This window comes from Pseudoalteromonas sp. Bsw20308 (genome assembly GCF_000310105.2).
Classification (GTDB): Bacteria; Pseudomonadota; Gammaproteobacteria; order Enterobacterales; family Alteromonadaceae; genus Pseudoalteromonas; species Pseudoalteromonas fuliginea.
The window spans coordinates 803,219-815,859 of record NZ_CP013139.1 but is presented as its reverse complement, the minus strand read 5'-3'; the positions used below and the strand labels follow the sequence as shown (position 1 = coordinate 815,859).

10 protein-coding genes are annotated in these 12,641 nt (G+C 38.7%); 5 read left to right on the top strand and 5 right to left on the bottom strand.

Features of this window, described 5'->3' with window-relative positions; genetic code table 11:
- Nucleotides 1-24: 24 nt before the first annotated feature.
- Nucleotides 25-1,269 carry a UPF0149 family protein gene (locus D172_RS20790; RefSeq protein ID WP_007379005.1) on the bottom strand — a complete coding sequence of 415 codons (1,245 nt, stop codon included), beginning with the start codon at nucleotides 1,267-1,269 and terminating at the stop codon, nucleotides 25-27.
- A gap of 229 nt (nucleotides 1,270-1,498) precedes the next feature.
- On the opposite strand from D172_RS20790, the gene D172_RS20785 reads away from it, so the two are divergent.
- The 4 genes from D172_RS20785 to D172_RS20770 all read left to right on the top strand — a co-directional run bounded on the left by D172_RS20785 (nucleotide 1,499) and on the right by D172_RS20770 (nucleotide 5,733).
- Nucleotides 1,499-2,236, top strand: a complete 738-nt coding sequence (locus tag D172_RS20785; RefSeq protein WP_007379004.1) for a substrate-binding periplasmic protein — start codon at nucleotides 1,499-1,501, stop codon at nucleotides 2,234-2,236.
- A gap of 34 nt (nucleotides 2,237-2,270) precedes the next feature.
- On the top strand, nucleotides 2,271-3,008 hold the full coding sequence (locus tag D172_RS20780; protein WP_007379003.1) for a substrate-binding periplasmic protein: 738 nt from the start codon (nucleotides 2,271-2,273) through the stop codon (nucleotides 3,006-3,008).
- A gap of 184 nt (nucleotides 3,009-3,192) precedes the next feature.
- Entirely contained in the window at nucleotides 3,193-4,791 is a 1,599-nt protein-coding gene (locus D172_RS20775) for an ABC-F family ATPase (RefSeq protein ID WP_081824564.1), read from the top strand.
- A gap of 498 nt (nucleotides 4,792-5,289) precedes the next feature.
- Nucleotides 5,290-5,733 carry an REP-associated tyrosine transposase gene (locus D172_RS20770; RefSeq protein WP_083503362.1) on the top strand — a complete coding sequence of 148 codons (444 nt, stop codon included), beginning with the start codon at nucleotides 5,290-5,292 and terminating at the stop codon, nucleotides 5,731-5,733.
- 936 nt (nucleotides 5,734-6,669) lie between these two features.
- Here D172_RS20770 and katG read toward each other — a convergent pair.
- Nucleotides 6,670-8,850, bottom strand: coding sequence for a catalase/peroxidase HPI (gene katG, locus D172_RS20765; protein WP_007379038.1), 2,181 nt, complete (start codon nucleotides 8,848-8,850; stop codon nucleotides 6,670-6,672).
- A gap of 657 nt (nucleotides 8,851-9,507) precedes the next feature.
- Between katG and D172_RS20760 the strand changes: the two genes are divergently transcribed.
- Entirely contained in the window at nucleotides 9,508-10,416 is a 909-nt protein-coding gene (locus tag D172_RS20760; RefSeq protein WP_033016400.1) for a tetratricopeptide repeat protein, read from the top strand.
- 20 nt (nucleotides 10,417-10,436) lie between these two features.
- Here the strand turns inward: D172_RS20760 and D172_RS20755 are convergent, their stop codons facing one another.
- The 3 genes from D172_RS20755 to D172_RS20745 form a co-directional block, all read right to left on the bottom strand.
- On the bottom strand, nucleotides 10,437-10,757 hold the full coding sequence (locus D172_RS20755; protein WP_007379036.1) for a hypothetical protein: 321 nt from the start codon (nucleotides 10,755-10,757) through the stop codon (nucleotides 10,437-10,439).
- Between the two features lie 9 nt (nucleotides 10,758-10,766).
- Complete coding sequence (locus D172_RS20750) at nucleotides 10,767-11,528, bottom strand: nuclear transport factor 2 family protein (RefSeq protein ID WP_007379035.1); 762 nt, start codon at nucleotides 11,526-11,528, stop codon at nucleotides 10,767-10,769.
- A gap of 81 nt (nucleotides 11,529-11,609) precedes the next feature.
- Nucleotides 11,610-12,353, bottom strand: a complete 744-nt coding sequence (locus D172_RS20745) for a ferredoxin--NADP reductase (RefSeq protein ID WP_007379034.1) — start codon at nucleotides 12,351-12,353, stop codon at nucleotides 11,610-11,612.
- Nucleotides 12,354-12,641 lie beyond the last annotated feature (288 nt).

The following is a 12,641-nucleotide window of genomic DNA, read 5'->3' as shown; positions in this document are numbered from 1 at the left end:
TAGCACTTTTTACGCGTTTAGTTATTACTTTTTTCTTAGCCAAAAAAGACTCGCGGGAACCGAAATCCATGCCTGTTTACCTAACGACTCAAGGTAAACACCCACCTCTTCTTTACTGCCTGGGCTGTAATATGGTGGCTGTTGTTCTTTTAGTTTTTCTTGGCCGGTGAGTATTTTGGTAAAGTGTTTATTTTGCTGCTGGAGCATTTTTTTGTAATCGTTTGCGGGTTTTGAATCGCCATGCATTACAAAAGCACTTAGCGCACGGCTTGCTGTTGCGTGTAGTTCTTGAAAGTCAAAGTCGGCTAATAAAGCCTCTAACTTCTCCCACTCTTTATTTATAATTAGGCAGTTCATTAATAAAAAGCGGTTTGCTTGATTATCGTTTGGGTTTAGCTTTAGTAACTCTTCGAGTTCTGATTGTGCTTTTACGGTATAACCATGCAGTGCGTGTATTTTTGCTCGATGCGCGCGAAGCATCATATAGGGGCGAGTTTCTTGTAGTCCCCAAAAATGCCCAGCATTGTCTTTAATAAATTGCTTAGTTATAAGCCCACCTTCCATGATTTCTAGCAACATTTGCATTGGCTCAAGTGCTTTTAGCTCTGTATCGGCGAGTACAAGTTCAAGTAATTCATCAAGCTCATCTAATTCATTTGGTTCTTCGTCTAAAAAGCTGTTGTTAAATTGTGCCTCATCTTCATCACTTAAAGTTAGGTCGTTACTAAATCGAAGTTCAAAAATAGCGTCGGCCATAAAATAAACATAATTACGTTTATATTCTTGGGCGTTATATTGGGCAAATTCACCAAATTCTTTTGCTGCTGCTTTTTCATTAGAAAATGCTTTTAAAACGCTGTTTAGGTTATTAAGGGCCTGTTTTTGCTCTGCATCAAGCATACGCTTATTTATATGTTTAAGCGCCTGTAAAACCCCTTTACAGTAACTTGGTAGAGGCATATTCGGTTTAAGTGAATCACGGTAATCTTGTTTAGATAGGCTACACTTAGCAGGCATTTTTAATTCGTTTTGAATTACTTTTTCCATGCACTGGTTATAAAGAGCCATTAAGCTTTCTAAGTATTTTAGTTCAGTCGCATTTTGAACATTAAGATCTCCAAATAGATCTGGTTGCCACTCACTAGGGTTAAGCATTTGTGGTAATACACCCAACCCCATTAAATAACCCTGAATAAAGTAATAATCTGGTTTTTTAGTGCTCAATTCACTGAGTTTTACAACATCGTTACGTATTTTGGTTGGCGACATAACTTGCTCTACTATTCATAAATTTATTTGTAGTGTACCGATTGATAAAGTTAGCAACAATATTTTTTCTTAAGTTTATAAAATAAGTGCAATTGTTAAACTTAAACGCTCAGCTACCTTTCTCTGCTTAGTGAGCTATTTACATTTTTACACAACCCGAGCACTAAAATGCTCAAGCTAGTTTATACTGTATTAAAAACAAACAATAATTAATTGTATTAGAGGCGTAATGAATAAACTAATAACCCTATTTATTTGCTTAATTTTTAACGTGTCGCCTACTGTGTTTGCTTGCGAAAGAACTTTAAGTGTTGCATCGCACGATGCATTTTGGCCGCCATATGTGTTAGGTATTAATGGTGAATTACAAGGCGCAGAGGTAGATGCACTTAACATTATATTTGCCGGCTCGCCTTTTTGTTTTAAGGTTGAATTACTGCCTAATTCAAAGCGCGCTTTTGTTGAGCTTAAACATGGCCGAATTGATTTAGGCTGGGCGGCTAGCTATACCGATAATCGTGCTAAATATGTTCATTTTAGTGAAAGTTACCGTACGGAGGTAATGCGTTTATACGAAAACAAAAACAACCAACACAATGTTGATAGCTTAGAAGATATTTTTAAACAAGGCCTTACTGTAGGCGCTAACTTTGGTAGTTATTACGGTGAAGAATTTGAACAATATAAAACAACGTATAAAAAACAAATTGAGTACACCAGCGCCATGAGCAAGCGCTTCGAAATGCTTAATAAGCAACGTATTGATTTTGCAATTGAAGATGAGCTAGCGAGTGCTTATTTTATTAAACGAAGCTCAAACTTAGCACCGGTTAAAAATATCAAATTTATAAATAAAGACGCAATACATTTAATGCTAAGCAAAGATACGGTGTCGGTTGAAGAGCTTGAAGTAATAAATAAACACATAAAAAACAATCAAACGGCACTTAAGGCGCTATTTGAGTAATGTTTAATTGGCAGCTATAACTAATTGGAGTGTAATGAAAACTATAATAGTCGTTTTTGCTGTATTACTGTTAAGTACCTTTAATGCGCACGCATGTAATAAAACTTTTAAAGTTGGCACAAATGAAAATTACTGGCCTCCTTATGTTGAGCTAAAAAACGGGGTGTTGTCGGGTATTGAAATTAACGTTATAAAAACGTTGTTTAAAGGCTCCCCTTTTTGCTTGAAATTTAGCGTATTACCTAGCTCTTTACGCGCACAAGAAGAGTTAAAGCAAGGCCGTATAGATATTATGTTTGCGGCAACTAAAACTAAAAAACGAAGCAAATTTGCGTATTTTAGCCAAAGCTACCGTGACGAGGTTATGCTGCTTTATAAAAATACGCTTTCCCCTAATTTAAGTTCAATTGAACAACTATTTAGCCAAGGCTTTAGTATTGCCGTTAATCGAGGTAGTTATTATGGCGCGCAGTTCGAGCAACTTAAAAAAGCATATCCTAAGCAAGTTGTGCTTATTTCGACCGCCGATAAGCGCTTTGAAATGCTCAATAAACAGCGGGTAGATTTTGTGATTGAAGACGCTTTGTCGGGGCTGTTTTTTTTAAAACAATCATTAAATATTGAACCGGTTACTAATATGGCATTTTTTAACAAAGCCCCTGTGCATTTAATGCTGAGTAAAAAAACGGTTACGCTTGATGAACTATCGGTTATTAATCAATTAATTCAAAAAAATAAAAAGGCCACAGAACGTATTTATCAAACTTATTAACTGTTTTGAGCTGTAAAATCACTTATCGCTATCTGTTTTTGCTTTAATTTAAAGCGCCTTTTATCTTCCCTTCCTCTTGGCTGATCTGTATAATTCGCCAGCTAATTTACCCTATTGTCTGGTTCTTGTTTGTGGCGTGTTGCTGCAGCGTACTCCTGTCAGTACTTATCTAGGATTACCTTTTTTGATCTCCACCGCAAATATTACGATGCAGTTTGGCGCAGAGCCGTTGTTTGAAAACATTTCAGCTAAATTTGGTAACGGTAACCGTTACGGTTTAATTGGCGCTAACGGTTGCGGCAAGTCGACTTTCATGAAGATTTTAAGCGGGGCGCTTGTGCCAAGCGCGGGTAATGTATCTATTACTCCAGGGTTAAAAGTAGGTAACCTAAGCCAAGACCAGTTTGCCTTTGAAGAGTATAGCGTTGTAGACGCTGTAATTATGGGTGACGTTGAGCTTTGGAAAGTAAAGCAAGAACGCGAACGTATTTACTCTTTGCCAGAAATGAGCGAAGACGATGGTATGAAAGTAGCTGAACTTGAAAGCGTATTTGCTGAAATGGACGGTTACACGGCAGAAAGCCGCGCTGAAGAAATTTTGCTAGAAGCGGGTATCGATAAAGAATTTCATTATGGATTAATGGCAAACGTTGCACCTGGTTGGAAGTTACGTGTGCTTTTAGCACAAGCGTTATTTGCAAACCCAGACATACTGCTACTCGATGAGCCTACCAATAACTTGGATATTCATACAATTACGTGGCTTGCCAACGAGCTTAACAAGCGTAAATGTACGATGATTATTATTTCGCATGACCGTCACTTTTTAAACTCTGTATGTACACATATGGCCGATATAGATTATGGCGAGCTGCGTATTTATCCTGGTAACTACGAGAAGTTTTTAGAAGCAGCAGGGCTGCAGCGCGAGCAACTTTTAGCTGAAAATGCTAAAAAGAGCGCTGAAATTGACGAGCTACAAGACTTTGTTAACCGTTTTGGTGCTAATGCTTCAAAAGCAAAACAAGCAAGTTCACGCGCTAAAAAAATGGATAAAATTAAACTTGATGAAGTTAAATCGTCGAGTCGTATGAGTCCATCGCTTTCGTTTGACGAAGGTAAAAAAATGTATCGTCAAGCGCTTGAAGTTAACAAGCTTGGCCATGGTTTTGATGGCGAAAAGTTATTCACTGGCGGCGACCTACTACTAGAAGCTGGCGCTAAGCTTGCTGTTATTGGCGAAAACGGGGTAGGTAAAACTACTTTTTTACGTTGTTTAGTTAACGAGCTTAAAAGTTTAGAGGGCGAAATTAAATGGTCTGAAAATGCGACCTTTGGTTATTGCCCGCAAGACAGCACTAAAGATTTTGATAACGATTTAACCTTGTTTGATTGGATGTCGCAGTGGCGCACAGTTAATCATAACGATTTAATGGTACGCGGCATGCTGGGTCGTTTGTTGTTTACAGCTGACGATTCAAATAAAAAAGCGCGCAACTGTTCGGGTGGTGAAAAAAACCGTTTGTTATTCGGTAAGTTAATGATGCAAGACGTTAACGTTCTTGTTATGGACGAACCAACTAACCACATGGATATGGAAGCCATTGAAGCGCTTAACAATGCGCTTAAAGACTTTGAAGGCACGCTAATTTTTGTAAGCCATGACCGTGAGTTCGTATCGTCATTAGCGACGCGTATCATTGATATTAAAGATAAAAAAGTAATCGACTTCCAGGGTACGTTTGACGAATACCTTTCAAGTTGTGAAGAGAAAAAAGCGTAAATTTTTCTCATTACTTTTAAAAACGGTGCTAAATTTAGCGCCGTTTTTTTATGGGTGGTAAATAGTGAATTTGGGGATTTTTGCATAACCCCTGTAGACGCACAGCTTGCTGGCGTGTAAAAACGCAGTTTTTAGGGTATTAAGTAATGAGAAGCTACGCTTCTAACGTGAGCAAGCTCAACGTCTACAAATCATATTCTGAAACTTGGGTATAAACCCTGTAGACGCACAGCTTGCTGGCGGGTAAAAACGTAGTTTTTAGAGTATTAAGTAATGAGAAGCTTTGCTTCTAACGTGAGCAAGCTCAACGTCTACAAATCATATTCTGAAACTTGGGTATAAACCCTGTAGACTCACAGCTTGCTGGCGTTTAAAAACGTAGTTTTTAGGGTATTAATAAGCAATTAGAAGCTCACGTTTACTTCAAGGTACACCATATAACTTGTTGAACAGTGCGTTTTATCTATATTTATAAAAACCCAATAAATTAAAATCTTTATGTATTCATCTAAAAAACTATTAACTGGGCGCTACACCTGCGAAAACCAATTTTACTCTGTCACAATATGTACTAAAAAAAGAACTCAGATATTCAAGAATTTTGAAAGTGCATGTATAGCAATAAGAGGATTGGTTTATATGCAAAACAAGGTAAATACTATTTGCTATACGTTAATGCCAGATCATTTACATTGGTTGTTTCAATTAAAAGATTTACCTCTTAATGATGTTGTGAGGCAATATAAAAGTATTACCACAGTGAATATTAATAAGTTTAATTATTCTAATGGGTCAATTTGGCAGCAAAACTATTTTGAGCATCAACTTAGAACTGAAGAGGATTTAATTAACCAGGCACGTTATATTGTTGCAAACCCTTTACGTGCTAAGCTTGTAAATGAGGTTGGAGAATATCCATTTTGGGACTGTGTATATTTATAATGGCATATTTAAGTAATGAGAAGCCCAGCTTCTCACGTGAGCAAGCTCTACGTCTACAAGTCATATTCTGAAACTTGGGTATAAACCCTGTAGACGCGCAGCTTGCTGCCGTGTAAAAACGTAGTTTTTAGGGTATTAAGTAATGAGAAGCCTTGCTTCTCACGTGAGCAAGCTCTACGTCTACAAGTCATATTCTGAAACTTGGGTATAAACCCTGTAGACGCGCAGCTTGCTGGCGTATAAAAACGTAGTTTTTAGGGTATTAAGTAATGAGAAGCTTTGCTTCTAACGTGAGCAAGCTCAACGTCTACAAATCATATTCTGAAACCTGGGTATAAACCCTGTAGACGCGCAGCTTGCTGGCGTTTAAAAGCAACGCTTTTACAAAATTCAAACCACACATACATTTACTCCTATATACAAAGCAATGAGAAGCCTTGCTTCTCACGTGAGCAAGCTCGACGTCTACAAATCATATTCTAAAACCTGGGTATAAACCCTGTAGACGCGCAGCTTGCTGGCGTGTAAAAACGTAGTTTTTAGGGTATTAAGTAATAAGAAGCTACGCTTCTAACGTGAGCAAGCTCAACGTCTACAAATCATATTCTGAAACTTGGGTATAAACCCTGTAGACGCACAGCTTGCTGACGTGTAAAAATGCGGTTTTTAGGATATTAAGTAATTAGAAGCCTTGCTTCTAACGTGAGCAAGCTCAACGTCTACAAATCATGTTCTGAAACTTGGGTATAAACTCTGTAGACGCACAGCTTGCTGGCGTGTAAAACGTAGTTTTTAGGTTGTGTGATTCAATGATTAGAAGCTCTCGCTTCTCGCGTGAGCAAGTTCGACGTCTACAAATATATGTTTGCCACTGCGTTATAAATAAAAAAGGGGGAGTAATTAATTACTCCCCCTTTTTTATGTTCATCGCACAGATTATTTAATATCAAACCTGTCGGTATTCATTACTTTTACCCATGCATTTACGAAGTCGTGAACAAAGCGTTCTTTGTTGTCGTCTTGCGCATAGAACTCAGCAAGTGCACGTAAAACCGAGTTTGAGCCAAATACTAAATCAACACGTGTTGCAGTCCATTTAGTTACGCCGCTTGTACGCTCTACAAGATTGTACAACCCTTTTTCAGTAGGCTCCCAGCGGTACACCATATCCGTTAAGTTTACAAAAAAGTCATTACTTAAGGTGCCGACATTACTTGTAAATACGCCATGCTGACTGCCATTGTGGTTAGTGCCTAACACGCGCATGCCACCAAGTAATACTGACATTTCTGGTGCACTTAAACCCATCAACTGGCTACGCTCTAGTAAAAGCTCTTCCGCGGATACTACATAGTCTTTTTTCAGCCAGTTTCTAAAGCCGTCATGAATGGGGTCAAGCACATCAAACGATTCGGCATCGGTCATGTCGTCTGTTGCGTCTCCTCGTCCTGGCGCGAACGGTACGGTTACATCAACACCAGCGCTTTTAGCTGCTTGTTCTACTGCGGCTGTTCCGCCTAAAACAATTAAGTCGGCGATGCTAACTTGCTTGTTTAAACCTGCTTGTACTTTTTCAAGTGCAGCTAGTACATTTGCTAAACGTGTTGGTTCGTTACCTTGCCAATCTTTTTGTGGTGCAAGACGAATACGTGCGCCATTTGCGCCACCACGGTGATCAGAACCACGATAAGTACGAGCACTGTCCCATGCCGTGCTAATTAAATCAGCAGCACTAACGCCGCAATTGAGTAATGTTGCTTTTAAATCACTAATTTCGGCGTTTGTGAGTGTGTAGTCAACGGTAGGTACTGGGTCTTGCCAAATAAGATCCTCGCTTGGCACATCGGCACCTAAATAACGTGATTTAGGACCTAAATCGCGGTGAGTTAATTTAAACCAAGCACGAGCAAACACATCTGAGAAGTAATCAAAATCGTTATAAAAACGCTCAATAATTTTACGATACGCTGGATCCATTTTCATGGCCATATCGGCATCAGTCATTATTGGGTTTAAACGAATTGATGGATCTTCTACATCAACTGGCTTGTCTTCTTCTTTAATATTAACCGGTTCCCATTGATGAGCGCCTGCTGGGCTTTTTGTTAATTCCCATTCGTAGCTTAACAGTAGTTTACAGTAGTCGTTATCCCATTTAGTTGGGTGGGTAGTCCATGCCCCTTCAATACCAGAAGTTACTGTATCGCGACCAATACCACGTGTTGTGGTGTTGTTCCAACCAAGACCTTGCTCGTGTACATCAGCAGCCTCTGGCTCTGGCCCTAGGTTTTCGGCTTTACCGTTACCATGCGTTTTACCTACGGTATGCCCACCTACGGTAAGTGCTGCTGTTTCTTCATCGTCCATTGCCATACGCGCAAACGTTTCGCGAACTTGTGCTGCTGTTTTAAGTGGATCGGGTACACCATTAACACCTTCTGGGTTAACGTAAATTAAGCCCATTTGTACTGCGGCTAACGGGTTTTCCATTGTGTCTGGCTTGTCTACATTGGCGTAGCGTCCGTCGCTTGGTGCGAGCCATTCTTTTTCGGCTCCCCAATATACGTCTTTTTCAGGATGCCAAATATCTTCGCGCCCGCCTGCAAACCCAAAGGTTTTTAAACCCATTGATTCGTATGCCATGTTGCCCGCTAAAATAATTAAGTCGGCCCATGAAAGTTTATTGCCGTATTTTTTCTTAATTGGCCATAATAAACGACGCGCTTTATCGAGATTGCCATTATCAGGCCATGAATTTAGCGGAGCAAAACGCTGATTAGCTGTACCGCCACCACCACGCCCGTCAGCTAGTCTGTATGATCCTGCTGAGTGCCATGCCATGCGAATCATTAAACCACCGTAATGGCCCCAATCGGCTGGCCACCACTGCTGGCTTTGCGTCATTAAGTGTTTTAAATCGGTTTTTAAGGCTTCTAAATCTAGTGTTTTAAATGCTTCAGCGTAGTTGAAATCGCTGTCATATGGAGTCGTTTTTGTATCGTGTTGATGAAGTATGTCTAAGTTAAGGGCGTTTGGCCACCAATCGGTATTTGGATTAGACGTTTTAGTATTACTACCATGCATGACCGGACATTGGCCTGCTTTAGGGTTGCTCATTCTGAAATCCTTATAGTACAAAAGTAACGGTTATTTTATTTAGTTGGTTTATAACTTAGTACACCGGCCTAAATACTTATGTGTATTTAATATAGGCTTATAAATTATGCTATACCAGCACCGAACGGCTGTTTAAAACGATTGCTGTCATTTATAATTTTGATGGATAGTTAGTTGTGCATACTTTTTACTGCACTTTCTAACTGTATTTAAAATACGAGATTAAAATATTTATCTTAACTTTTTTAGAAGACCTGTGATCGCACTGAAAAATTTCGGCGTATTGATAAGTGAAGGGCTCAAAAGTGGCTTTGATTTACTTAAGCGCACATTGGAATATCCCCCTTCACCATGAAATTATAGTTATAACGATAAAGGTGTATTACTTAAGCCCAATACACCTTTACTTTATAAACCAGATACCTTGTGTATCTTCTTATTTTAACTAACTGAATTGAGTTAAGTAATTGTTCAGCTAAATTCAGTTAGTATGCAATTTATCTCCTGTATTTCCCTGCAACTTTTGTTGTTTTAGCAGTTTTGGCCAGTTCACCTTGAACTGGCTTTTTTTTGTAAAATTTTTGGCTTCACTAGCTTTGTGCCTTTTAGCTGTGCGTGTTAAAGTTACACTCGCAATTAATTTAACTAGGCATACCAATGCGTTATTACATATCCTTACTTTTTGTTTGTTTTACATTTTTTTTGGCTACTGTGAACGCAGCAGAACAAAGGCCAGAAGTGCTCACTGCGCAAGAACAACAACATGCCCTTAGCCAACTAAAAGAGCCTATGTATAAACCACTTTTAGAACGCTACGTTTTAGATGAACTAAAAGCAGTACGACAAGATCAACAAAAGCTACGTGAAGATGTAACTAAACAAGTTACCCACGCCCAACTAGATACCGCTGATCGTGCGCTCACATACACAACCGATACCATTAATAATGTGTTTTTTATTATTACTGCCACGGCATCTATTTTGGTTTTAGTGGGCTGGAACTCGCTACGTGATGTTAAAAATAAAGTAGAAGATATTGTAAATACACGCGTAAGTGTAATTACGGATGAATACGAAGACAGATTAAAAATTCTTGAAGAAAAACTGCGTGTACGCTCTGAAGAAATACTCAGTAACCAAGAACGTATATCGGTTACCAACGAGGTTCATTCGCTATGGATGCGCGCCAATTTAGAAAGTGATTTTGCAAATAAAATTGAAATATTTGATGAAATTTTAAAACGTAAACCAGAAGATGTAGAAGCAATAGCTTATAAAGCTGACGCACTACTGGAAATTAACGAAACAGCACAAGCAATTGAACTATGCAATCAAGCCATTGATATAGATAGTGATTATGGCTACGCATACTGGCAAAGAGCCTGTGCTTTTGCCCTAATACATGAGCATGCAGATGCCCTAGCCGATATTAAAATGGCACTAGATTACTCGCCTAATTTACGTAATGAACTATTACACGAAAGTGCATTTGCAAGCTTACACGATAACGAGAGCTTTAATACAATTGTGGCTGGTGAAGCGTCTGGAATACAATTAAATTTATAGTATGCTGCATGCAGTGCATTTTAACGTTTAAAATATAAATCTATTGCTTTAGCGAGCAGCTCGTCGAGCTGCTCTTCAAAATTATCTATATCAATATCAAAATGATTTAAGTACGCCTTAGCTTGTACTTGCGATAAGTTACGGCTATTTACACTGTATTGACGCTCATCTTTTTGTTTATCGTAACGAGGTAAAAAGACAAACAAGCCGTAATAAGGCGATTTAATATGTTTGTTAGCAAAACGGCAAAAATCTTCTATATGGTTAGCACCATCAGGCCCTAAGCAGCCTGGCTCAACTCGGTACATTAAGCGAATTTTTCTTTCGTCACTTATTTGCATAACAGTCCTTTAACGGAAAAATAAGACGCGTATTATTTTGCCGTCTTTAATTTGATAGCTCGAAATTAACTCTGAACGTTTATCTACAACGTTTTTATCAGTGGAGCATGTTTCTGATAACTCATGATCTATTACTATGTCACCATGCACTATGCGCTTAATTGGCGATGAGTGAATACATTTGAGTTTTTTAAACATTAGCCCATAACGTGCGATTAGTTTTTCTTTACCTTTAAATAATAGCTCATTTGGGAAAATATAAAACTCTACATCTTCAGAGTACACGCGAATAAACTCTTCAATGTTACGTGCGTTGTAAGCGTTGACCAATTGCTCAACCACGGCAAGTGACTCACGTGACTGCTTTGCCTTAGTTTGCTGCTTAGTAGTAAGTGCCTCTTTAGCTTGCGTAACTGCTTTTTCGGCCTCAGCAACAGCCACTGCTTTCTCTACTTTATTTTTTGGCTTTTCTACTGGCTGTGGTGCTTCGTTACCGAATACTTTTGAATCATCTGTTTTAGCGGTGTCGATTACCGGTTTTTTAAGTTCGGGCGCTTTGTATTCAAGAGTATTAATTTTATCGTTAGCATCTATTTCAGTTGCAAAGTTATCTGTGTTGGTATTTTTTGAGACTGAGTCACCTTTATTTGTAACAACTTGCTCTGCACTTTTGAGTTTTGGCTCGGTTACTTCAGGTTGTTGATCTGAGGCATAACTAATCAATGCAACTGTGGTGATTAATGAAGCTAAAATAATTGATAACGGTTTCATAACTTTCCTAATATGAACACTAAACGCGTAATGTGGTGCAACATAACAAATTTTAGAGTTTGCGGGTAGTCATTCAGCCACTTACCAGTACTGTTCGACTGTTATATGTCCAGGCTCTCTGCGCCTGTTACGCTTAAAGCTTTTCCCTATAAGAAGTTCGGTTGTGTCTTTTACCATTTGTGGATTGCCACAAATCATAAATTGGGCATTATTTGGTGCTGGATCTAATTTTACTTTATCAAATAGGCGACTACTTTGAATTGCATCAGTAATACGCCCATGTAAGCCCTCTAACGGCTCTTCTCGGCTCACAACAGGTATATAATTAAGTTGTGCTGGGTAAGCTTTTAAAAGCTCATTTATAAGCGGCTGGTAACTTAAATCACTATTAAAACGTACGCCATGCACTAAGTTTATATGCTGATACTTTTGCCATACCTCAGATTGTTGCAATATTGATAAAAATGGTCCGATTGCTGTGCCAGTGCCTAACATCCACAGCTGCTCACTTTGTGGAATTTCGTCAAGTGTAAAAAAACCTGTTGCACGGCGCTCAATTAGTACGTTGTCGCCTGGCTGTAGTTTTGCTAAGCGCGGTGATAAAAGCCCGTCAGCTACGTTGATAAGATAAAACTCTAGAGCTGAGCTATCGGGTGAATTAACGTATGAATATGCACGCGCAATGCGTTTATCATCCTCAATTATTGAAAGCTTAGTAAACTGCCCTGCTTTAAATGGCTCTACATCGGCATTAACCGTTAAGCTAAAAAGCGTTTCGTTCCACCATGTTACTTTTTTTACAGTTGCATCAACCCAATTAGACATATTTAACTCCACAATTTAGCGGTTAATCCAGTAAATTATAAAAATGTATGTGCTTTAAACACTAGCATTAACTAGGTAATAGTTATACAAAGCGCTGATAATTTTTATACAAAACAATATGCACCTTGTAAATACGTTTGGCTTTAATATTATTAAATCAGTAATAGAGTAATGAGAAGCTGCGCTTCTAACGTGAGCAAGCTCTACGTCTACAACAACAAGCCAAGTTGCACCTTGTAGACGCGCAGCTTGCTGGCGTTTAAAAGCAACTCTTTTATTGAGTATATT